Below are 22,238 nucleotides of genomic sequence, written 5' to 3'. Positions count from 1 at the left end.
TCGGCCCCGAAGCAGAACATTTGATTGCTTCTTGATACCAGGTATCAGGTCTAAAGCTGGGGAATGCAGATGACTTACTCCTATACTGAGAAAAAGCGGATTCGCAAAGATTTTAGTAAATTGCCTTCCGTGATGGGTGTCCCCTATTTGCTGTCTATTCAGCTCGATTCATTCCGGGACTTCCTGCAAATGGAAGCCGCTCCTGAGGACCGCCGGGAAACCGGTCTTCACGCAGCCTTCAAATCCGTATTCCCGATTGTCAGTTACTCTGGCAACGCCGCACTCGAATACGTGAGTTATCGTATCGGGGAGCCGGTGTTCGACGTCAAGGAATGTCAGCTCAGGGGGGTAACTTATGCCGCGCCGCTGCGTGTAAAAGTCCGCCTGATCATCTATGACAAGGATTCCTCCAACAAGGCGATCAAGGACATCAAGGAACAGGAAGTCTACATGGGCGAAATGCCCCTGATGACTGAAAACGGTACCTTCGTTATCAACGGTACCGAGCGTGTTATTGTTTCCCAGTTGCATCGTTCGCCGGGCGTGTTCTTCGACCACGACAAGGGCAAGACTCATTCCTCCGGCAAACTGCTGTATTCCGCGCGGGTCATTCCCTATCGCGGCTCCTGGCTGGACTTCGAGTTTGATCCGAAGGATTCCGTGTTTGTCCGGATCGACCGTCGTCGGAAACTGCCGGCCTCCATCCTGCTGCGCGCTCTGGGTTACACCTCCGAGCAGATTCTTGACATGTTCTTCGATACCACCCGTTTCACCCTGGGTGAGGAAACATGCAAGCTGGAGCTGGTCCCGAGCCGTCTGCGTGGCGACATTGCCACCTTCGACATCAAGGATCCCGACGGCAGCGTGATCGTCGAGGAAGGCCGCCGTATTACCGCGCGCCACATCAAGCAGATGGAAAAAGCCGGTATTACCGAGCTGGACGTGCCGGTTGAGTACGTTTACGGCCGTGTCCTGGCCAAGGACATGATTGACCAGTCCTCCGGCGAAGTGCTGGTGGAGTGTAATACCGAGCTCACCGAAGAAGTGGTTTCCACCATTCTGGAAGCCGGTGTCAAGGACGTTGAGACCCTGTACACCAACGATCTCGACTGCGGTCCGTTCATGTCCGATACCCTGCGTATCGATCCGACCCGCACCCCGCTCGAGGCACTGGTTGAAATCTACCGGATGATGCGCCCGGGCGAACCGCCTACCAAAGAATCGGCGGAAAACCTGTTTAACAACCTGTTCTTCTCTGAAGAGCGGTATGACCTGTCTGCGGTTGGCCGGATGAAGCTGAACCGTCGTCTGGGTCGTGAAGAGAGCGAAGGTGAAGGCATTCTGGCGCACCAGGACATCATCGACGTCCTCAAGACCCTGATCTCTATCCGTAATGGTCAGGGGCAGGTTGATGACATCGATAACCTGGGCAACCGTCGTATCCGTAGTGTTGGCGAAATGGCCGAGAACCAGTTCCGTGTCGGCCTGGTCCGGGTCGAACGCGCGGTTCGTGAACGTCTGAGCCTGGCGGAAAGCGAAGGCCTGATGCCGCAGGACCTGATCAATGCCAAGCCGGTAGCTGCTGCGGTCAAGGAATTCTTCGGGTCCAGCCAGCTGTCCCAGTTCATGGATCAGAACAACCCGCTATCTGAAGTCACCCACAAGCGCCGTATTTCCGCGCTTGGGCCTGGTGGTCTGACCCGTGAACGTGCCGGCTTCGAGGTTCGTGACGTGCACCCGACGCACTATGGTCGTGTTTGCCCGATCGAGACCCCGGAAGGTCCGAACATCGGTCTGATCAACTCACTGGCTACCTATGCCCGGACCAACTCCTACGGCTTCCTGGAAAGTGCGTACCGGAAGGTGGTGGATGGCCAGGTGACCGACGAAGTGGTGTACCTGTCCGCGATTGAAGAGAGCAATTACATCATCGCCCAGGCCAGTGCCAGCACCGATGAGCAGAATCGTCTGAACGACGAACTGGTTACCGTCCGGCACATGAACGAGTTCACCGTTGCACCGCCGGAAGCGGTCAACTTCATGGACGTCTCCCCGCGCCAGGTGGTGTCGGTGGCGGCATCCCTGATTCCGTTCCTGGAGCACGACGATGCCAACCGTTCCCTGATGGGTGCGAACATGCAGCGTCAGGCTGTGCCTACCCTCAAAGCTCAGGTACCGCTGGTCGGTACCGGTGTTGAGCGGACAGTCGCACAGGACTCCGGTGTCTGTGTCACGGCACGTCGCGGTGGCGTCATCGAAAGCGTCGATGCGGCACGGATCGTGGTTCGTGTCAACGACGGTGAAACCGAAGCCGGTGACGCGGGTGTGGATATCTACAACCTCACCAAGTACACCCGCTCGAACCAGAACACCTGCATCAACCAGCGTTCCATCGTGAGCCAGGGTGATGTGGTTGCTCGTGGCGATGTTCTCGCCGACGGCCCGTCCGTGGATCTGGGTGAGCTGGCCCTTGGCCAGAACATGCGCATCGCGTTCATGCCGTGGAACGGCTATAACTTTGAGGATTCCATCCTCATCTCGGAAAAAGTGGTTCAGGAAGATCGCCTGACCACCATCCACATCCAGGAACTGACCTGTGTGGCCCGGGATACCAAGCTCGGTAGCGAGGAAATCACCGCGGACATCCCGAACGTCGGTGAAAGCGCGCTGTCCAAGCTGGATGAGTCCGGTATCGTTTACATCGGTGCCGAAGTCGGCCCGGGTGACATCCTGGTCGGTAAGGTCACGCCGAAAGGCGAGACCCAGCTGACGCCGGAGGAAAAGCTCCTGCGTGCCATCTTCGGTGAGAAGGCGTCTGACGTTAAGGATACCTCCCAGCGCGTACCCACCGGTACCCGCGGTACGGTGATCGACGTGCAGGTCTTCACCCGTGACGGTATTGAGAAGGATCAGCGTGCCCAGTCCATCGAGAAAGAGCAGTTGGACAAGTACCGCAAGGATCTGAAGGACGAGTACCGGATCGTTGAAGGCGCAACTTACGAGCGTCTGACCAATGCCCTGAAAGGCCAGGAAGTCATCAGTGGCCCGGGTCTGAAGAAAGGCGCGACACTGGACGAGGCCTATCTGGCAGAACTGCCGCGTCCGGACTGGTTCAAGCTCCGGATGAAGGATGAGGCGCTGAACGAACTGCTCGAGAAATCCGAGCAGGGCCTGGAAGATCGCAAGAAAGAGCACGAAGCCCGTTTCGACGACAAGAAATCGAAGCTTCAGCAGGGCGATGATCTGGCCCCGGGCGTGCTCAAGATCGTCAAGGTCTATCTGGCGATCAAACGTCGTATCCAGCCGGGTGACAAGATGGCCGGCCGCCACGGTAACAAGGGTGTTATCTCCGCGGTCATGCCGATCGAAGACATGCCGCACGACGAGTACGGCACCACCGTTGACGTGGTTCTGAACCCGCTGGGTGTACCGTCGCGGATGAACGTCGGTCAGGTTCTGGAAACCCATCTGGGTGCCGCCGCCAAGGGTCTGGGTGAGAAGATCTCCCGGATGATGGAAGAGCAGCGCAAGGTGGCCGAGCTGCGCGAACTGCTGGATCAGGTCTATAACCACTCAGACGAGGTGTTCAAGGTCGATCTGGATTCCCTGAACGATCAGGAAATCCTGACTCTGGCCGGCAACCTCCGCGAGGGTGTTCCGATGGCGACGCCGGTCTTCGACGGCGCCAAGGAGGCTGAGGTCAAGCAGATGCTGGAACTGGCGGATATGGATCCCAGTGGCCAGGTGAAGCTTTACGACGGCCGTACCGGTGAAGCCTTTGATCGCCCGGTAACCGTGGGCTACATGTATATGCTCAAGCTCAACCACCTGGTTGACGACAAGATGCATGCGCGTTCCACTGGTTCCTACAGTCTGGTTACCCAGCAGCCGCTGGGTGGTAAGGCTCAGTTCGGTGGTCAGCGCTTCGGTGAGATGGAAGTCTGGGCTCTGGAGGCCTACGGTGCCGCCTATACCCTGCAGGAAATGCTCACCGTGAAGTCTGACGACGTGAACGGTCGGACCAAGATGTACAAGAACATTGTCGATGGCGATCATCGCATGGAGCCGGGCATGCCCGAATCCTTCAACGTTCTTGTCAAGGAAATCCGCTCGCTGGGTATCGACATCGAGCTGGAATCCGAGTGAGCCGAAACATTTTTGGCAGCGTGAGCGGGTGCCTTGTGCACCCGCCCGAGATTAACGCCATCCGGAGCTTTTACTGATGAAAGATTTGCTGAATCTTCTCAAGAGCCAGAATCAGAGCAAGGAATTTGATGCCATCCGTATCGGGCTGGCATCTCCCGACATGATTCGCTCATGGTCCTTCGGTGAGGTCAAGAAGCCCGAGACCATCAACTACCGCACTTTCAAGCCCGAGCGTGACGGCCTTTTCTGTGCCAAGATTTTCGGCCCGATCAAGGATTACGAGTGCCTGTGCGGTAAGTACAAGCGTCTCAAGCATCGCGGCGTCATCTGTGAGAAGTGTGGTGTCGAGGTTGCACTGGCCAGTGTCCGTCGTGAGCGTATGGGGCACATCGAGCTGGCAAGCCCGGTCGCCCATATCTGGTTCCTGAAATCACTGCCGTCCCGCATCGGCATGATGCTGGACATGACCCTGCGTGATATCGAGCGGGTCCTGTACTTCGAGTCGTTCATCGTGATCGACCCGGGCATGACCACGCTGGAAACCGGCCAACTGCTGAACGACGAGCAGTACTATGAAGCGCTGGAAGAATTCGGTGATGAATTCGACGCGCGCATGGGTGCCGAAGCGATCAAGGAACTGCTCGAAGACATCGATCTTCAGGCGGAAGTGGATACCCTGCGCGAAGAAATTCCGCAGACCAATTCCGAAACCAAGATCAAGAAACTGAGCAAGCGTCTCAAGATCCTTGAGGCCTTCCTGTATTCCGGCAACAAGCCGGGCGACATGATCATGAGCGTGCTGCCTGTGCTGCCGCCGGATCTGCGTCCGCTGGTACCGCTGGACGGCGGCCGTTTTGCCACCTCCGACCTGAACGATCTCTACCGTCGGGTGATCAACCGCAACAACCGTCTCAAGCGCCTGCTCGAACTGAACGCGCCCGATATCATCGTGCGCAACGAGAAACGGATGCTGCAGGAAGCGGTCGATGCGCTGCTGGACAACGGCCGCCGTGGCCGTGCCATTACCGGCACCAACAAGCGCCCGCTGAAATCGCTTGCCGACATGATCAAGGGTAAGCAGGGTCGTTTCCGTCAGAACCTGCTGGGCAAGCGGGTCGACTATTCCGGTCGTTCCGTGATCGTGACCGGCCCGTACCTGCGTCTGCACCAGTGCGGCCTGCCGAAGAAGATGGCCCTGGAGCTGTTCAAGCCGTTTATCTTCTCCAAGCTTGAGCACCGTGGCCTGGCGACCACCATCAAGGCCGCCAAGAAAATGGTCGAGCGCGAGGAAGGCGTGGTCTGGGACATCCTGGACGAAGTCATCCGTGAGCACCCGATCATGCTTAACCGGGCGCCGACCCTGCACCGTCTGGGTATCCAGGCGTTCGAGCCGGTTCTGATCGAAGGCAAGGCCATCCAGCTGCACCCGCTGGTGTGTGCGGCCTACAACGCCGACTTCGACGGTGACCAGATGGCGGTCCACGTGCCGCTGACCCTGGAAGCCCAACTCGAAGCCCGCGCGCTGATGATGTCCACCAACAACGTGCTGTCACCGGCGAACGGCGAGCCGATCATCGTGCCGTCCCAGGACGTGGTTCTGGGTCTGTACTACATGACCCGTGAGCGTCACGCTGCCCTGGGCGAAGGCATGGTCTTCTCCGACGCCAAAGAGGTGCATCGCGCCTACGGTGCCGGCAAGGTGGACCTGCAGGCCAAGGTCAAGGTGCGCGTACGCGAAGTCGAGGCCAGTGAAGACGGTTCTGCAACTGAGAGCTTCCGCATTGTTGAGACCACCGTTGGCCGGGCGCTGCTGTACGACATCGTGCCCGACGGTCTGTCCTATGACGTGATCAACAAGCCGATGGTCAAGAAGTCCATCTCCAACCTGATCAACACCTGTTATCGGGAAGCGGGTCTGAAGGACACCGTGGTCTTCGCGGACCAGTTGATGTACATGGGCTACCACTACGCCACCGTTTCCGGTATCTCCATCGGCTTCAACGATTTCGAGATTCCGCCGGAGAAGTACGAGCTGGTGGATGCGGCGACCGAGGAAGTGAAAGACATCGAGAACCAGTACGCGTCCGGTCTGCTGACCCAGGGCGAGAAGTACAACAAGGTGATCGACATCTGGTCCCGCGCCAACGACAAGGTTTCCAAGGCGATGATGGACCGGCTCGCGAAAGAGCAGGTCATCGGTCCGGACGGCAACCCCGTCAAGGGTGAAGACGGTGAGGACCTGATGCAGGAATCCTTCAACTCCGTCTACATGATGGCCGATTCCGGCGCCCGGGGTTCCGCGGCCCAGATCCGTCAGTTGGCGGGTATGCGGGGTCTGATGGCGAAGCCGGATGGCTCGATCATCGAAACGCCGATCACCGCGAACTTCCGTGAAGGTCTGAACGTACTCCAGTACTTCATCTCGACACACGGTGCCCGTAAGGGTCTGGCGGATACCGCCCTGAAGACGGCGAACTCCGGTTACCTGACCCGTCGTCTGGTCGACGTGTCCCAGGATCTGGTCGTCACCGAGTCGGACTGTGGTACCGAAGAAGGCCTGCTGATGACGCCGCACATCGAAGGTGGCGACGTTGTTGTGCCGCTGGGCGATCGTGTACTGGGTCGTGTCACAGCCCGGGACGTGTTTACCCCGACGGACAAGGAAAACGCCGTTGTTGCCGAGGGCACGCTGCTCGACGAGAAAACCGTCGAAATGATCGAGAGTGCCGGTGTGGACGAAGTCTGGGTGCGTTCCGCGATCACCTGTCAGACCCGTCACGGCATCTGTTCCAAGTGCTATGGCCGTGACCTGGCCCGCGGCCACGAGGTCAACGTGGGTGAGGCCGTCGGTGTTATCGCCGCCCAGTCCATCGGTGAGCCGGGTACCCAGCTGACCATGCGGACCTTCCACATCGGTGGTGCGGCAAGCCGGGCCTCTGCGGTCGATAACATTCAGGTCAAGCACGGTGGTAAGGTCCGCCTGCATAATCTGAAGTCCATCGAAAAAGCGGACGGTACTCTGGTCGTGGTCTCCCGCTCCTCTGCTCTGGCGGTTGCCGACGAGCAGGGCCGTGAACGTGAGTGGTACAAGCTCCCGTACGGCGCCGTACTGTCCGTCAAGGACGGTGACCAGGTTGACGCTGGCGTGGTTGTGGCCAAGTGGGATCCGCATACGCACCCGATCATCGCCGAAGCCGAGGGTGTTGCACGCTTTGGCAACATGGAGCAGGGCATTACCGTGCGTACGCAGACCGATGAACTCACCGGTCTCTCCACCATGGAAGTTCTGGATCCGAAGGATCGCCCGGCGGCTGGTAAGGACCTGCGTCCTGCCATCCAGCTGGTTGATGACTCCGGTAACGACGTTGAGCTGCCTGGTGGCGCACCGGCGGTCTATCACCTGCCGGCCAACGCCCTGGTAACCATGGCCAATGGTGCGCGGATTGAACTGGGTGATGTTGTGGCCCGGATTCCGCAGGAAAGCACCAAGACCCGGGATATCACCGGTGGTCTGCCGCGGGTTGCCGACCTGTTCGAAGCCCGTCGTCCGAAGGAATCGTCCATCCTGGCTGAGATCAGCGGTACGGTATCCTTTGGCAAGGAAACCAAGGGCAAGAAGCGCCTGGTAATCACGCCGAAGGACGACGATGCCTACGAGGTTCTGATTCCGAAGCATCGTCAGCTCAACGTGTTCGAAGGTGAAACGGTTGAGAAAGGCGAGGTGATTTCCGACGGTCCGTCCAATCCGCATGACATTCTGCGTCTGCTGGGTGTGGTCGAACTGGCCAAGTACATCACCAACGAAATCCAGGACGTCTATCGTCTGCAGGGTGTTGTCATCAACGATAAACATATCGAGGTTATCGTTCGGCAGATGCTGCGTAAGGTCGAAATCACCGACCCGGGCGAGACAACCTTGCTGTCAGGCGACCAGGTGGAAATCAACCAGGTCCTGGAAGAAAACGAAAAGGCCATGGCCGAAGACAAGCAGCCGGCACGTTATGAGCGTCTGCTGCTGGGTATCACCAAGGCCTCTCTGGCGACCGAGTCGTTCATTTCGGCCGCGTCGTTCCAGGAAACCACTCGCGTTCTTACCGAAGGCGCCGTTACCGGCAAGCGGGATTACCTGCGTGGCCTGAAAGAGAACGTGGTTGTGGGCCGCCTGATTCCGGCCGGTACCGGCCTTGCCTACCATAACGAGCGCCGTCGCAAGCGTGAGATGGAGCAGCAGGGCGTCAGTGCCGCGGATGTTGAAGAGGCTCTGAGCGCCGAGCTCAACCGCGAAAGCTGATGAGCTCGCCACCAGCCTCCGGGTAGTTACCTATCCGGAGGCTGGTTAAAAAGAGATCAGTCATCTTGACTGACCCGGGGCGCAGGCTTACACTTGCGTCCCTTAAATTTTACCCCCTTTGCTGGGGGTAAGTTTCATTGGAATGGTTTTTTTGGAGTTTGCTTACATGGCAACGATTAATCAGTTGGTACGTAAGCCTCGCAAGCGCAGTGCAGCCAAGAGCGACGTTCCCGCGCTCCAGGCTTGCCCTCAGCGCCGTGGTGTGTGCACTCGCGTGTACACCACTACGCCGAAGAAGCCGAACTCAGCACTGCGTAAAGTGTGCCGTGTTCGTCTGACCAACGGCTACGAGGTTTCGTCTTACATTGGTGGTGAAGGTCACAACCTTCAGGAGCACAGTGTTGTGCTGATCCGTGGCGGTCGAGTAAAGGACTTGCCAGGTGTGCGCTATCACACTGTTCGCGGTACGTTGGACACCCAGGGTGTTCAGAACCGTAAGCAGGGTCGCTCCAAGTACGGTACTAAACGACCCAAGTCCTGATGTCCCGCACGGGTGTCTTTTATCGTTGCTTGTCAGAACGGTAAGAGTAAGGCTGAGTAGCAGTTTGCTATCTCAGGGGTTCCTGAAGACCTTTTAGATATATAAGGGCTTATCGATGCCTAGAAGAAGAGTTGCAGCTAAACGGGAGATTATTCCCGATCCGAAATTCGGCAGTGCACGTCTTGCCAAGTTCATCAACCACGTGATGGAAAGCGGCAAAAAGGCGGTTGCAGAGCGCATTGTTTATGGCGCGCTCGATATTGTTGCCGACAAATCCAAGGAAGAGCCGATCGAAATGTTCGAGAAGGCCCTGGAAAACATCCAGCCGATGGTTGAGGTTAAATCCCGTCGTGTGGGTGGTGCTACCTACCAGGTGCCTGTGGAAGTACGGCCTTCCCGTCAGAACGCGCTGGCCATGCGCTGGCTCGTTGAATTTTCCCGGAAGCGCGGTGAGAAAAGCATGGCGCAACGTCTGGCCGGCGAGATTCTTGATGCGGCAGACAGCAAAGGTGCCGCTGTGAAGAAGCGCGAAGACGTACATCGCATGGCAGAAGCCAACAAGGCCTTCTCCCACTTCCGTTTCTAAACAGCCGAGGTTTATATCGTGGCACGCAAGACTCCTATTAAACGTTACAGAAACATTGGTATCTGTGCGCACGTGGATGCGGGTAAAACCACTACCACCGAGCGGGTGCTGTTCTACACCGGTATCTCCCACAAGATCGGTGAGGTTCATGATGGCGCGGCCACCATGGACTGGATGGAGCAGGAGCAGGAGCGTGGTATCACCATTACCTCTGCTGCGACCACTACGTTCTGGCAGGGTATGGACAAGCAGTACCCGGAACACCGCATCAACATCATCGACACCCCGGGCCACGTTGACTTCACCATCGAAGTTGAGCGTTCCCTGCGGGTTCTCGACGGTGCGGTCGTGGTCTTCTGTGGCTCCTCCGGCGTAGAGCCTCAGTCCGAAACGGTATGGCGTCAGGCCAACAAGTACGAAGTCCCCCGCATGGTGTTCGTCAACAAGATGGACCGTGCAGGCGCGAACTTCATGCGTGTTGTTGACCAGATCAAAAACCGTCTGGGCGCGAACTGTGTTCCCATCCAGCTGCCGATCGGCGCTGAAGATGAGTTTGCCGGCGTGATCGACCTGATCCGTAACAAGGCAATCTACTGGAACGACGCAGACGCTGGTGCAACCTACGAGCAGAAAGACGTTCCTGCGGAAATGGCCGACGAAGTCGCCAAATACCGCGAGGAAATGGTCGAGTCCGCCGCCGAGGCCAATGAAGAGCTGATGGAGAAGTACCTCGACGAGGGCGAACTCTCCATTGAGGACATCAAGAAAGGTCTGCGGATGCGTACCCTGGCCAACGAAATCGTCGTTGCCACCTGTGGTTCCGCGTTCAAGAACAAAGGTGTTCAGGCCGTACTGGACTCCGTGATCGAATTCCTGCCGGCGCCGGACGAAGTCAAGGCGATCCGCGGTGAAGTGGATGACGAAGGTACCGAGGAAACCCGTCAGGCGGATGATGATGCGCCTTTCGCGGCCCTGGCCTTCAAGATCGCGACTGACCCGTTTGTGGGGACTCTGACGTTCTTCCGTGTTTACTCCGGTAAGCTTGAATCCGGTAACGCTGTCTATAACTCTGTGAAGGGTAAGAAAGAGCGTGTCGGCCGGATGGTGCAGATGCACTCCAAAGAGCGTCAGGAAATCAAAGAAGTACTGGCTGGTGATATCGCTGCTGCGATCGGTCTGAAGAGTGTGACCACCGGTGATACCCTGTGTGACGAGAACCACAAGATCGTTCTCGAGCGCATGGAGTTCCCCGAGCCGGTTATCTCCGTTGCGGTTGAGCCGAAGTCCAAGGCGGACCAGGAAAAGATGGGCGTTGCGCTGGGCAAACTGGCCCAGGAAGATCCGTCTTTCCGTGTCCAGACCGACGAAGAGTCCGGTCAGACCATCATCTCGGGTATGGGTGAGCTGCACCTGGACATCATCGTTGACCGTCTGCGTCGCGAGTTCAAGGTTGAAGCCAACATCGGTAAGCCGCAGGTTGCCTACCGTGAGTGCATTCGCAGTCCTGCGGATGTTGAAGGCAAGTTTGTTCGTCAGTCCGGTGGTCGTGGTCAGTACGGTCACGTCAAGATCAAGCTTGAGCCGCTGCCGCTGGATGAAGATACCGAGAACTTCATCTTTGTGAACGAAATTGTTGGTGGTGTTGTTCCCAAGGAATACATCCCGGCAGTTCAGCAGGGTATCGAAGAGCAGATGCAGAACGGCTGTCTGGCCGGCTATCCGCTCCTTGGTATCAAGGCAACCCTTTACGATGGTTCCTACCACGACGTTGACTCCAACGAAATGGCCTTCAAGATCGCCGGTTCCATGGCGATGAAGAAGGGCGCGCTGGAAGCAAGTCCGGCACTGCTGGAGCCGATGATGAAGGTGGAAGTCGTAACCCCTGAAGAATACATGGGCGATGTCGTCGGTGATTTGAACCGTCGTCGTGGTCTGGTTCAGGGTATGGACGAGAATCCGTCCGGTAAGCTGATCCGGGCAGAGGTTCCGCTGGCTGAAATGTTCGGTTACGCCACCGATCTGCGTTCTGCAACGCAGGGCCGGGCGTCTTACTCCATGGAGTTCGCCGGTTATTCCGAGGCTCCTTCGAACATTGCCGATGCAATCATCAAACAGAGTTGATCCCAGGATCTGAGAAACAGGAAGAGGTGTAACCGTGTCTAAAGAAAAATTTGAGCGTAGTAAACCGCACGTAAACGTGGGTACCATTGGTCACGTTGACCACGGCAAGACCACTCTGACCGCGGCGCTGACCCGTGTATGTCACGAAGTCTGGGGCAGTGGCAGCGCCAGTGCGTTTGACCAGATCGATAACGCACCGGAAGAAAAAGCGCGTGGTATCACCATCGCGACTTCCCACGTTGAGTACGATTCCCCGACTCGTCACTACGCGCACGTAGACTGCCCGGGTCACGCTGACTATGTGAAGAACATGATCACTGGTGCGGCCCAGATGGACGGCGCAATCCTGGTTTGTTCCGCAGCTGACGGCCCCATGCCGCAGACTCGCGAGCACATCCTGCTGTCCCGTCAGGTTGGCGTACCGTTCATCGTTGTGTTCCTGAACAAAGCGGACATGGTTGACGATGAAGAGCTGCTCGAGCTGGTAGAAATGGAAGTTCGTGATCTGCTGAGCCAGTACGACTTCCCGGGTGACGACACTCCGATCATCACCGGTTCCGCGCTGATGGCGCTGGAAGGCAAGGATGACAACGAAATGGGTACTACCGCTGTCAAGAAGCTGGTAGAGGCCCTGGACGACTACATCCCTGAGCCGGAGCGTGCCATTGACCAGCCGTTCCTGATGCCGATCGAGGACGTCTTCTCCATCTCCGGTCGTGGTACTGTTGTGACCGGTCGTGTTGAGCGCGGTGTGATCAAGACTGGCGACGAAATCGAGATCGTTGGTATTCGTGACACCCAGAAGACCACCTGTACTGGTGTTGAAATGTTCCGCAAGATGCTCGACGAAGGTCGTGCAGGCGAGAACATCGGCGCGCTGCTGCGTGGCACCAAGCGTGACGAGGTTGAGCGTGGCCAGGTGCTGGCAGTGCCGGGCTCCATCACCCCGCACACCAAGTTCGAAGGTGAGGTTTACGTTCTGTCCAAAGAAGAAGGTGGTCGTCACACCCCGTTCTTCAAGGGCTATCGTCCGCAGTTCTACTTCCGGACCACTGACGTGACCGGTTCCTGTGAACTGCCGGAAGGCGTGGAAATGGTTATGCCGGGTGACAACGTTAAGATGTCTGTTACCCTGATCGTACCTGTCGCCATGGAAGAGGGCCTGCGCTTCGCGGTTCGCGAAGGCGGTCGTACCGTGGGTGCCGGCGTGGTATCCAAGATCATCGAGTAATCATCTCGCCTGATCGAAAAAAAGGGGCTGTCTTGGCAGCCCCTTTTTATATCCAAGTTTGCAAGGCTGCCCAATCGTGTTGACAGCATAGTTGTTGACACTGTTGGGTATTCTGCATACAATGCGGCTCCTTTTTTTGAAGGCCGGCTAAACAGTAGCTGCTACGAGTGGAGTTTGGTGCATCATGCAAAGCCAAAAAATTCGAATTCGGTTGAAGGCGTTTGATTACCGCCTGATCGACCAGTCCACGCAAGAGATCGTCGAGACCGCCAAGCGGACCGGCGCTCAGGTGCGTGGCCCTATTCCTCTGCCTACGCGCAAGGAAAAGTACACCGTATTGATCTCTCCGCACGTCAACAAAGACGCGCGTGATCAGTATGAAATTCGCACGCACAAGCGTTTGCTTGACATTGTTGAGCCGACGGAAAAGACAGTGGATGCTCTGATGAAACTAGACCTGGCAGCAGGTGTAGACGTTCAGATCAGCCTCGGCTGATACCGCCCGGTATCAGTCTGTGTAACTGTCACAGGCCATAGAGGGTGCAAGCCCCGTACACTTAAGAGGTGAAACATGGCAATTGGTATTGTCGGTCGTAAGGCCGGTATGACCCGTATTTTTACGGATGAAGGGCAGGCGATGCCTGTCACGGTAATTGAGGTTGAGCCCAACCGCATTACCCAACTGAAGACTCTCGAAAGCGATGGCTATCGGGCCGTTCAGGTCACCGTTGGCTCTCGTCGCTCCTCCCGCGTCACCAAGGCGGAGTCCGGACATTTTGCCAAAGCCGGCGTTGAAGCTGGTCGTGGTGTCTGGGAATTTCGTCTGGCCGAAGGCGAAGGTGATGACCTTCAGGCAGGTGGTGAGCTGAACGTCTCTGTGTTCGAAGACGGCCAGCTGATTGACGCCACCGGTCGCTCCAAGGGTAAAGGCTTCCAGGGCGGTGTTAAGCGCTGGAACTTCCACATGCAGGACGCTACCCACGGTAACTCCCTGTCTCACCGTGCGCCGGGTTCCATTGGTCAGAACCAGACCCCGGGTAAGGTATTCAAGGGCAAGAAAATGGCCGGGCAGATGGGTAACGCACAGGTCACCGTGCAGAACCTGAAGATCGTCCGTGTTGACGCCGAGCGCAACTTGCTGCTGGTAAGTGGTGCCGTACCCGGCGCAACTGGCGGCGACGTTGTCATCAAGCCTGCAGTCAAAGCCTGAGGAGCGGTGCGATGGAATTGACAATTACTGGTAGCGGCAAGGGGATTTCGGTTTCCGAAGCTGCGTTCGCCAAAGATTTTAATGAGGCTCTGGTTCACCAGGTCGTTACCGCCTATCTGGCGGGTGGCCGTCAGGGAACCAAGGCCCAGAAGACCCGCTCTGAAGTCAGCGGTGGTGGTAAGAAGCCCTGGCGTCAGAAGGGTACTGGTCGTGCCCGTGCCGGCACCATCCGTAGCCCGATCTGGCGTGCCGGTGGCGTAACATTCGCTGCCAAGCCCCGTGATTTCGAGCAGAAGGTTAACCGTAAGATGTACCGCGCAGCGATGCGGTCCATTCTTTCAGAGCTGGTGCGTCAGGAGCGCCTGGTTGTCGTGGACGACATTGCCGTCGATTCCCCGAAGACCAAGGCTTTCAATGCCAAGCTCAAGGACATTGGCGTTTCCAATGCGCTGATTCTGTCTGAAAGCGTTGAGCAGAATCTGCACCTGGCTTCCCGCAATATTCCTCACGTTGACGTACGTGACGTTGCGGGCATGGATCCGGTCAGCCTGGTTGCCTACGAGAACGTCGTGGTAACCGTTCCGGCGCTGAAGAAGATCGAGGAGATGCTGGGATGAATCAGGAACGTATTTACAAGGTCCTGTTGGGGCCGCACGTATCAGAAAAAGCGTCTCTGGCAGCAGAGCGTGGTCAGGTGGTCTTCCGTGTTGCACCTGATGCAACCAAGCCGGAGATCAAAAAGGCCGTTGAGCAGCTGTTCAACGTGACCGTAGAGGGTGTTCAGGTTCTGAACCGCAAGGGTAAGCTCAAACGCACTATCCGCGGATTCGGCAAGCGTGATGACGTTCGTAAGGCTTATGTCAAGCTGGCAGAAGGTCAGGACATCGATTTTATGGATGTGGAATAAGGTAAAGGGGTCGTAAAATGCCGATCATCAAAACCAAACCAACATCTGCCGGACGCCGCCACGTTGTAAAGCTTTACAACTCGGATCTGCACAAGGGGCGCCCCTACCAGCCGTTGGTCGAAACTCTGAAAAAGTCGGGTGGCCGTAACCATTTCGGTCGCATTACCACCCGTCACGTCGGTGGTGGTCACAAGCAGCACTACCGCGTTATTGATTTCAAGCGGACCAAAGATGGTGTTCCAGCCGTTATTGAACGTCTGGAATATGATCCGAACCGCTCTGCGCACATCGCACTGCTGAAGTATTCCGATGGCGAGCGTCGCTACATTATCGCTCCCAAAGGAATGAAGATCGGTGATCCTGTGCGCTCCGGTATCGACGCACCGATTAAAGTGGGCTCCACTCTGCCGCTCCGGAACATTCCGGTCGGTTCCGTGATCCACTGCGTCGAACTCAAGCCTGGCAAAGGTGCCCAGCTGGCTCGCTCCGCGGGCGCATCCGTACAGCTGGTTGCTCGGGAAGGTGCATATGCAACCATCCGCCTGCGTTCAGGTGAAATGCGAAAGGTGCTTGTAGACTGCCGCGCAACGTTGGGCGAAGTGTCCAACAGCGAGCACACTCTCAAGCAACTTGGTAAAGCGGGTGCATCACGTTGGCGCGGCAAACGGCCAACAGTACGTGGTGTTGCTATGAACCCAGTTGACCACCCGCATGGTGGTGGTGAAGGGCGTACCTCTGGCGGACGTCACCCGGTTACTCCGTGGGGTGTTCCGACCAAAGGGCATAAAACTCGTAAGAACAAGCGTACTGACAAGATGATAGTACGTCGTCGTTCGGCCAAGTAAACGACTACATAGAGGTAATTTGCTGTGCCACGTTCTTTGAAGAAAGGTCCTTTTATAGACCTGCATCTGTTGAAGAAGGTCGAGGCAGCTCTGGAATCCAACGACAAGCGGCCCATTAAGACCTGGTCCCGTCGTTCCACGGTATTTCCGGAGATGGTAGGCCTGACCATTGCAGTCCACAACGGCAAGCAGCACGTGCCGGTTTATGTCACCGAAGATATGGTTGGACATAAGCTGGGTGAGTTCGCGGCAACGCGGACTTTCCGTGGCCACGCGGCCGACAAGAAAGCTAAACGCTGATTCTGAGGTAATAGAAATGGAAGTAGCAGCCAAGTACAAGGGCGCTCGCCTCTCAGCTCAGAAAGCACGTCTTGTCGCCGACCAGGTACGCGGCAAGGCTGTTGAGGACGCCCTGAACATTCTGACTTTCAGCCCGAAGAAGGCATCGGTTGTGATCAAGAAAGCTCTTGAGTCCGCCATTGCCAACGCTGAGCACAACGAAGGTCTGGACGTAGATGATCTGCGGGTTTCCACCGTCATGGTGGATGAGGGCCCAACGCTCAAGCGAATCAAAGCTCGAGCCAAGGGGCGCGCTGACCGTATTTTCAAGCGCACCTGTCATATCACCGTCAAGGTCGCCGACAAGTAGGAGATGCTCAGATGGGTCATAAAGTAAATCCAACCGGCATCCGCCTGGGTGTGATCAAAGAGCACAACTCAGTCTGGTACGCCGAGAAAAAGGACTACGCGAACAAGCTTCTGAACGATATTGAAGTTCGCGAATTCCTGGACAAGCGCCTCGAAAAGGCGTCTGTCAGCAAGATCGTGATTGAACGCCCGGCTCAGAACGCCCGGATCACGATCCATACCGCCCGTCCCGGTATCGTTATCGGTAAAAAGGGTGAGGATGTTGATCGCCTGCGTCGCGAGGTCACCGAAATGATGGGTGTACCTGTGCATATCAACATCGAAGAGGTCCGCAAACCGGATCTGGATGCTCGCCTCGTTGCACAGAACGTGGCTGGTCAGCTGGAGCGTCGTGTGATGTTCCGTCGCGCGATGAAGCGTGCGGTACAGAACGCTATGCGTCAGGGCGCCAAGGGTATCAAGATTCAGGTAGGCGGCCGTCTTGGGGGCGCCGAAATCGCCCGTTCCGAGTGGTATCGTGAGGGTCGAGTTCCGCTGCACACACTGCGTGCAGACATCGATTACTCAACCTACGAAGCGCAGACCACGTACGGCATCATCGGCGTAAAGGTATGGATCTTCAAAGGTGAGATTCTTGGTGGTATGGAGCAGGTCCGTGCTGACAAGAAAGCCTCTGGGAAGAAAGGTTCTAAGTAAAGGGGCACTCTTATGCTGCAACCAAAACGCACCAAATTCCGCAAGGTAATGAAAGGGCGTAACACCGGTCTTGCTCACCGCGCCAACAAGGTGAGCTTCGGTGAATACGGATTGAAGGCGACAACCCGCGGGCGTATAACTGCGCGCCAGATTGAGGCTGCTCGTCGTACCATGAACCGTCGCATCAAGCGTGGCGGTAAAATCTGGATCCGCGTATTTCCGGATAAGCCGATTACCGGCAAGCCCCTGGAAGTGCGGATGGGTAAAGGTAAAGGTTCTGTCGAGTATTGGGTGGCTGAAATCGAGCCCGGCCGTATGCTCTATGAGATGGAAGGCGTTGCTGAAGACGTAGCACGCGAAGCCTTCACTCTCGCTGCGGCCAAACTGCCGGTTCAAACCACCTTCGTAACGAGGACGGTGATGTGATGAAAGCAACAGAGCTGCGTGACAAATCAGTCGAGGAGCTGAACAAGGAGCTGATCGACCTCCTGAAGGAGCAGTTCAACCTGCGCATGCGTAAGGCGACAGGTCAGCTCAATCAGTCTCACCTCCTCGGCAAGGTGAAGCGCGACATTGCGCGCGTGAAAACGGTATTGAACGAAAAGGCAGGACAGTAACATGACCGAAGCTACCCAAACTGCCAGAACTCTGAGCGGCAAGGTCGTGAGCAACAAGATGGACAAGTCCATCGTGGTCCTGGTAGAGCGTCAGGTGCAACATCCTCTGTACGGTAAGTACATGAAGCGCTCCACCAAGATTCATGCACACGATGAAAGCAACCAGTGCAACGTAGGCGACACAGTTACCATTCAGGAAACCCGTCCGGTCTCGAAGACCAAGAGCTGGGCCCTGGTGGAAGTCACCGAAACTGCATCTAAGGTGTAATTCGCCCGGAGAACAACCATGATTCAGACTCAAACAATGCTTGAAGTCGCGGATAACAGTGGTGCACGGCAGGTTCAGTGCATCAAGGTCCTGGGCGGTTCGCACCGGCGTTATGCCAAAGTTGGGGATATCATCAAGGTGACCGTCAAGGAAGCCATCCCCCGCGGCAAGGTGAAGAAAGGCCAGGTCCTGAAGGCTGTCGTGGTACGCACCCGCAAGGGTGTTCGTCGTCCCGACGGTTCACTGATCCGTTTTGACGGCAACGCTGCCGTGCTGCTGAACAATCAGGACGCACCCATTGGTACCCGTATCTTCGGACCGGTTACCCGTGAGCTGCGGAACGAGAAGTTCATGAAGATTATCTCACTGGCACCCGAAGTACTTTAAGGACCAGAGGCCGGTTATGAAAAAGATTAAACGCGATGACGAAGTAATCGTCACCACCGGGAAAGACAAGGGTAAACGTGGTAAAGTCCTGAAGGTTCAGGACGATGGCCGTGTGATTGTTTCTGGTATCAACATGATCAAGAAGCACACCAAGCCTAACCCGATGCTCGGCACCCCGGGTGGTATCGTCGAGAAAGAAGCACCTATTCAGGTTTCCAACGTGGCTATTTTCAATCCGCAGACCGGCAAAGCCGATCGTGTCGGCTTCCAGGTAAAGGAAGACGGCAGCAAAGTGCGGATTTTCAGGTCCACGGACGAAGCCGTCGATAACCAGTAAGTGGTGGTGGTTACGATGCTTAACAGTAAAGAGCAATACACACAAGAAGTGGTGCCTGCCCTTCAGAAGGAGTTCAGCTACAGGAACTCCATGGAGGTACCGCGGATCGAGAAAATCACCCTGAACATGGGTGTCGGCGAAGCCGTTGGTGACAAAAAGCTGATTGAAAGCGCTATGGCGGATCTTGAACGCCTGGCCGGACAGAAGCCGGTTATCACCAAGGCTCGCAAATCCGTCGCGGGTTTCAAAATCCGTGAAGGTTGGCCGATTGGCTGTAAAGTGACCCTGCGTGGCGAGCGCATGTGGGATTTCTTTGATCGCCTGGTTCACATTGCGGTACCCCGCATTCGTGACTTCCGTGGTCTGAACCCGAAATCCTTCGATGGTCGCGGTAACTACAGCATGGGCGTGCGTGAGCAGATCATCTTCCCGGAAATTGACTACGACAAAGTAGACAAGGTCCGTGGCCTGGATATCACCATCACCACCTCTGCCGGTACCGACGACGAAGGTCGCGAACTTCTGAAAGCCTTTGGCTTTCCGTTCAAGAAATAAGGGACGAGTGACATGGCGAAGGTTTCCATGAAGCAGCGTGAGCTCAAGCGTGAAAAGACGGTTGCGAAGTATGCGGCCAAGCGCGCTGAGCTCAAGGCAATTATCAAAAACACGAATACCAGCGACGAAGAACGTTGGGACGCGCAGATGAAGCTGCAACAGCTTCCTCGTAACGCGAGCCCGGCCCGTCTTCGGAATCGTTGCCAGGTAACTGGTCGTCCGCATGGCGTTCTGCGCAAGTTCGAGCTGTCACGGATCAAGCTCCGTGAATACGGCATGCGCGGTGACGTTCCGGGCCTGACCAAGTCCAGCTGGTAAGATAGGCTGCCTGGCCCCGGTCAGGTGCCTGTTGGTAAGCGGTGCGGCAAGCCGCTGCACAACTAAAAAGATCAGGAGCCTCATACCAATGAGTATGCAAGACACGCTTGCGGATATGATTACCCGTATCCGTAATGCCCAGATGGCATCAAAGGCAGACGTCACGATGCCGTCATCAAAAATGAAGGTCTCCGTAGCCCAGGTCCTGAAGGACGAAGGTTACGTCGAGGAATTTTCCGTTTCAGCCGATGCGAAGCCTCAGCTGACCATTACCCTGAAGTACTTCGGTGGCAAACCCGTTATCGAGGAAATTCAGCGGGCCAGTCGTCCGAGTCTGCGTCAATACCGTGGCGCAGGTGAGATGCCGAAGGTTGCCGGTGGTCTGGGAGTCGCAATTGTCTCTACGTCCAAGGGCGTTATGACAGACCGCGCCGCAAAAGCTGCAGGCGTGGGTGGCGAAGTCATCTGCACCGTATTTTAGGAGATACTCATGTCCAGGGTTGCCAATAATCCTGTCGTGCTGCCTTCCGGTGTTGAGGTCAAGCTGAACGGACAGGAAATCAATGTGAAGGGCTCCAAAGGTGCGCTTCAATTCAACATCCACCAGGCGGTGGAAGTGTCGCAGGAAGAAAACGTTCTGCGCTTCGCTCCCCGTGATGGTGCCAAAAAGTCCCGCGCGCTTGCCGGTACTACCCGTGCGTTGGTCAATAACATGGTTACCGGTGTATCCACGGGCTGGGAGCGCAAGCTTGTGCTCACGGGCGTTGGTTACCGTGCCCAGGCGCAAGGCAAGAAGCTCAATCTGACTCTGGGTTTTTCCCACCCGGTCGAGTATGAGCTGCCCGAGGGTGTTACCGCTGAAACCCCTTCCAATACCGAAGTGGTCGTTCGCGGTATCGACAAGCAACAGGTTGGCCAGGTCGCTGCTGAGATCCGCGCTTACCGTCCGCCCGAGCCTTATAAAGGCAAGGGTGTGCGTTATGCGGAAGAGCAGGTAAGACGCAAAGAAGCCAAGAAGAAATAAGGCGGGACTATGAGCGCGAATAACGAAAGACTGCGGCGCGCACGTAAGGTGCGCATGAAGATTCGTGAGCTGGGTACTGACCGTCTGTGCGTTCACCGTACTCCGCGTCATATGTACGCCCAGGTCACTACTGCAGACGGCAGCCAGGTTCTGGCGTCTGCCTCCACGTTGGACAAGGATCTGCGCCAGGGTGCGACAGGTAACGTGGATGCTGCCAAAAAGGTCGGTCAGCTGATCGCTGAGCGTGCCAAGGCAGCGGGCATTGAGAAGGTCGCTTTTGACCGCTCAGGTTACCGTTATCACGGTCGCGTACAGGCTCTGGCCGACGCAGCCCGTGAAGCTGGCTTGCAATTCTAAGAGGTGGAGAAGATGAGCGTTAACGAACAGAAGGCGCCTGAGCTCCAGGAAAGGCTGGTTCAGGTCAATCGGGTTGCCAAGGTTGTTAAAGGCGGCCGTATTTTTGCCTTCACCGCACTGACTGTTGTCGGTGATGGTAAAGGCCGGGTTGGTTTCGGTCGTGGTAAGGCCCGGGAAGTGCCGGTTGCCATCCAGAAAGCCATGGAAGCTGCTCGCAAAAACATGGTGGATGTTGCTCTCGACGGCAACACGCTCCAGTACCCGGTGAAGGCTCAGCATGGTGGCTCCAAGGTCTATATGCAGCCGGCATCCGAAGGTACCGGTGTTATCGCCGGCGGCGCCATGCGTGCCGTTCTCGAGGTGGCGGGCGTACAGAACGTACTGTCCAAGTGCTACGGCTCCACCAATCCGGTGAACGTAGTACGTTCCACCATCAAGGGTCTGCAGGCTATGAAAGCGCCTGAAGATGTTGCGGCCAAGCGCGGTAAGACCGTGGAAGAGATTCTGGGTTGATGTCATGGCGAATGCAAAAACGATCAAAGTAACTCTGACCCGCAGCCCGATTGGCTGTCAGCCCAAGCACAAGCTGTGTGTACAGGGCCTGGGTCTTCGTAAAATCGGTCATACCGTTGAGCTGGAGGATACACCTTCCGTTCGCGGCATGATCAACCGGGTAAATTACCTGGTTCGGGTTGAGGAGAACTGAGATGCGTCTGAACGAACTTGCTCCGGAACCCGGTTCACGTCCTGACGCCAAGCGTGTCGGTCGTGGTATCGGTAGCGGCCTCGGCAAGACCGGCGGCCGTGGTCACAAGGGTCTGAAGTCACGCTCCGGCGGTACCGTAGCGCGCGGTTTTGAAGGCGGTCAGATGCCTCTGGCACGTCGTCTTCCGAAGTACGGCTTCACTTCCCGTCAGCAGCGTTACTTCGCGGAAATCCGCCTGAACGAGCTGGCCAAGGTAGACGGTGATGTTGCAGATCTCGACGCGCTGAAGCGTGCCGATATCGTCAGCGACGAAATCCGCGAAGCCAAGGTTATCCTGTCCGGCGAAATCGACCGTGCAGTAACCGTTCAAGGCCTTCGGGTTACCAAGGGCGCACGCGAGGCAATCATTGCCGCGGGTGGCAAAGTCGAAGACTAAGGCGAGTCGAG

27 protein-coding genes are annotated in these 22,238 nt (G+C 56.7%); all 27 read left to right on the top strand.

Going from position 1 to position 22,238, the window contains the following annotated elements:
* The first annotated feature begins 69 nt into the window (after positions 1-69).
* The 27 genes from rpoB to rplO all read left to right on the top strand — a co-directional run bounded on the left by rpoB (position 70) and on the right by rplO (position 22,227).
* Positions 70-4,146 carry a DNA-directed RNA polymerase subunit beta gene (gene rpoB, locus HNR38_RS13940; protein WP_183705356.1) on the top strand — a complete coding sequence of 1,359 codons (4,077 nt, stop codon included), beginning with the start codon at positions 70-72 and terminating at the stop codon, positions 4,144-4,146.
* A 76-nt stretch (positions 4,147-4,222) separates the two neighbouring features.
* Entirely contained in the window at positions 4,223-8,437 is a 4,215-nt protein-coding gene (rpoC, locus tag HNR38_RS13935) for a DNA-directed RNA polymerase subunit beta' (RefSeq protein ID WP_183705353.1), read from the top strand.
* A 166-nt stretch (positions 8,438-8,603) separates the two neighbouring features.
* A complete protein-coding gene (gene rpsL / locus HNR38_RS13930; protein ID WP_183705351.1) occupies positions 8,604-8,978 on the top strand; it encodes a 30S ribosomal protein S12 in 375 nt (124 codons plus the stop codon).
* 115 nt (positions 8,979-9,093) lie between these two features.
* Positions 9,094-9,564, top strand: coding sequence for a 30S ribosomal protein S7 (rpsG, locus tag HNR38_RS13925; RefSeq protein WP_183705349.1), 471 nt, complete (start codon positions 9,094-9,096; stop codon positions 9,562-9,564).
* A gap of 18 nt (positions 9,565-9,582) precedes the next feature.
* Positions 9,583-11,685 (top strand): elongation factor G, encoded by a 2,103-nt coding sequence (gene fusA / locus HNR38_RS13920; protein ID WP_183705340.1) that lies wholly within the window; start codon positions 9,583-9,585, stop codon positions 11,683-11,685.
* A 34-nt stretch (positions 11,686-11,719) separates the two neighbouring features.
* Positions 11,720-12,916, top strand: a complete 1,197-nt coding sequence (gene tuf, locus HNR38_RS13915; protein WP_183705337.1) for an elongation factor Tu — start codon at positions 11,720-11,722, stop codon at positions 12,914-12,916.
* A gap of 184 nt (positions 12,917-13,100) precedes the next feature.
* Positions 13,101-13,412: a 30S ribosomal protein S10 gene (gene rpsJ, locus HNR38_RS13910; RefSeq protein ID WP_183705335.1), complete on the top strand. Its 312-nt coding sequence runs from the start codon at positions 13,101-13,103 to the stop codon at positions 13,410-13,412.
* A 75-nt stretch (positions 13,413-13,487) separates the two neighbouring features.
* Positions 13,488-14,126, top strand: a complete 639-nt coding sequence (gene rplC / locus HNR38_RS13905; protein WP_183705333.1) for a 50S ribosomal protein L3 — start codon at positions 13,488-13,490, stop codon at positions 14,124-14,126.
* Positions 14,127-14,137: 11 nt separating this feature from the next.
* Positions 14,138-14,743 carry a 50S ribosomal protein L4 gene (gene rplD, locus HNR38_RS13900; protein ID WP_183705331.1) on the top strand — a complete coding sequence of 202 codons (606 nt, stop codon included), beginning with the start codon at positions 14,138-14,140 and terminating at the stop codon, positions 14,741-14,743.
* Positions 14,740-15,033 carry a 50S ribosomal protein L23 gene (rplW, locus tag HNR38_RS13895; RefSeq protein WP_183705329.1) on the top strand — a complete coding sequence of 98 codons (294 nt, stop codon included), beginning with the start codon at positions 14,740-14,742 and terminating at the stop codon, positions 15,031-15,033. Before rplD ends, rplW begins: the two co-directional genes overlap by 4 nt.
* A 17-nt stretch (positions 15,034-15,050) precedes the next feature.
* Positions 15,051-15,878, top strand: a complete 828-nt coding sequence (gene rplB, locus HNR38_RS13890) for a 50S ribosomal protein L2 (protein ID WP_183705327.1) — start codon at positions 15,051-15,053, stop codon at positions 15,876-15,878.
* A gap of 24 nt (positions 15,879-15,902) precedes the next feature.
* Entirely contained in the window at positions 15,903-16,178 is a 276-nt protein-coding gene (gene rpsS / locus HNR38_RS13885) for a 30S ribosomal protein S19 (RefSeq protein ID WP_183705325.1), read from the top strand.
* A 16-nt stretch (positions 16,179-16,194) separates the two neighbouring features.
* Positions 16,195-16,527, top strand: coding sequence for a 50S ribosomal protein L22 (gene rplV / locus HNR38_RS13880; protein ID WP_183705323.1), 333 nt, complete (start codon positions 16,195-16,197; stop codon positions 16,525-16,527).
* Positions 16,528-16,538: 11 nt separating this feature from the next.
* Entirely contained in the window at positions 16,539-17,222 is a 684-nt protein-coding gene (rpsC, locus tag HNR38_RS13875; protein WP_183705321.1) for a 30S ribosomal protein S3, read from the top strand.
* Between the two features lie 12 nt (positions 17,223-17,234).
* The gene (rplP, locus tag HNR38_RS13870; RefSeq protein WP_183705319.1) at positions 17,235-17,648 is read left to right on the top strand and encodes a 50S ribosomal protein L16; all 414 of its coding nucleotides are present in this window, start codon (positions 17,235-17,237) and stop codon (positions 17,646-17,648) included.
* Complete coding sequence (rpmC, locus tag HNR38_RS13865) at positions 17,648-17,839, top strand: 50S ribosomal protein L29 (RefSeq protein WP_183705397.1); 192 nt, start codon at positions 17,648-17,650, stop codon at positions 17,837-17,839. Before rplP ends, rpmC begins: the two co-directional genes overlap by 1 nt.
* A gap of 1 nt (position 17,840) precedes the next feature.
* A complete protein-coding gene (rpsQ, locus tag HNR38_RS13860) occupies positions 17,841-18,107 on the top strand; it encodes a 30S ribosomal protein S17 (RefSeq protein ID WP_183705317.1) in 267 nt (88 codons plus the stop codon).
* A gap of 18 nt (positions 18,108-18,125) precedes the next feature.
* On the top strand, positions 18,126-18,494 hold the full coding sequence (rplN, locus tag HNR38_RS13855; protein WP_183705315.1) for a 50S ribosomal protein L14: 369 nt from the start codon (positions 18,126-18,128) through the stop codon (positions 18,492-18,494).
* A 16-nt stretch (positions 18,495-18,510) separates the two neighbouring features.
* Positions 18,511-18,831, top strand: coding sequence for a 50S ribosomal protein L24 (gene rplX, locus HNR38_RS13850; protein ID WP_183705313.1), 321 nt, complete (start codon positions 18,511-18,513; stop codon positions 18,829-18,831).
* Between the two features lie 15 nt (positions 18,832-18,846).
* Positions 18,847-19,386 carry a 50S ribosomal protein L5 gene (gene rplE / locus HNR38_RS13845; RefSeq protein WP_183705311.1) on the top strand — a complete coding sequence of 180 codons (540 nt, stop codon included), beginning with the start codon at positions 18,847-18,849 and terminating at the stop codon, positions 19,384-19,386.
* A 12-nt stretch (positions 19,387-19,398) separates the two neighbouring features.
* Positions 19,399-19,704 carry a 30S ribosomal protein S14 gene (rpsN, locus tag HNR38_RS13840; protein ID WP_183705309.1) on the top strand — a complete coding sequence of 102 codons (306 nt, stop codon included), beginning with the start codon at positions 19,399-19,401 and terminating at the stop codon, positions 19,702-19,704.
* A gap of 88 nt (positions 19,705-19,792) precedes the next feature.
* Positions 19,793-20,185, top strand: a complete 393-nt coding sequence (rpsH, locus tag HNR38_RS13835; RefSeq protein ID WP_183705307.1) for a 30S ribosomal protein S8 — start codon at positions 19,793-19,795, stop codon at positions 20,183-20,185.
* A gap of 9 nt (positions 20,186-20,194) precedes the next feature.
* Positions 20,195-20,728 carry a 50S ribosomal protein L6 gene (gene rplF / locus HNR38_RS13830; protein ID WP_183705305.1) on the top strand — a complete coding sequence of 178 codons (534 nt, stop codon included), beginning with the start codon at positions 20,195-20,197 and terminating at the stop codon, positions 20,726-20,728.
* Positions 20,729-20,737: 9 nt separating this feature from the next.
* Positions 20,738-21,085 (top strand): 50S ribosomal protein L18, encoded by a 348-nt coding sequence (gene rplR / locus HNR38_RS13825; protein ID WP_183705302.1) that lies wholly within the window; start codon positions 20,738-20,740, stop codon positions 21,083-21,085.
* Between the two features lie 12 nt (positions 21,086-21,097).
* The gene (gene rpsE, locus HNR38_RS13820; protein WP_183705300.1) at positions 21,098-21,598 is read left to right on the top strand and encodes a 30S ribosomal protein S5; all 501 of its coding nucleotides are present in this window, start codon (positions 21,098-21,100) and stop codon (positions 21,596-21,598) included.
* Positions 21,599-21,602: 4 nt separating this feature from the next.
* Positions 21,603-21,791 (top strand): 50S ribosomal protein L30, encoded by a 189-nt coding sequence (gene rpmD / locus HNR38_RS13815; RefSeq protein WP_183705298.1) that lies wholly within the window; start codon positions 21,603-21,605, stop codon positions 21,789-21,791.
* Position 21,792: 1 nt separating this feature from the next.
* Entirely contained in the window at positions 21,793-22,227 is a 435-nt protein-coding gene (gene rplO / locus HNR38_RS13810) for a 50S ribosomal protein L15 (RefSeq protein WP_183705296.1), read from the top strand.
* Positions 22,228-22,238: the final 11 nt, after the last annotated feature.

This window comes from Marinobacter oulmenensis (genome assembly GCF_014201735.1).
GTDB classification, from domain to species: Bacteria; Pseudomonadota; Gammaproteobacteria; order Pseudomonadales; family Oleiphilaceae; genus Marinobacter; species Marinobacter oulmenensis.
The sequence above is the reverse complement of the archived record's forward strand: the minus strand, read 5'-3'. Positions and strand labels throughout refer to the sequence as shown.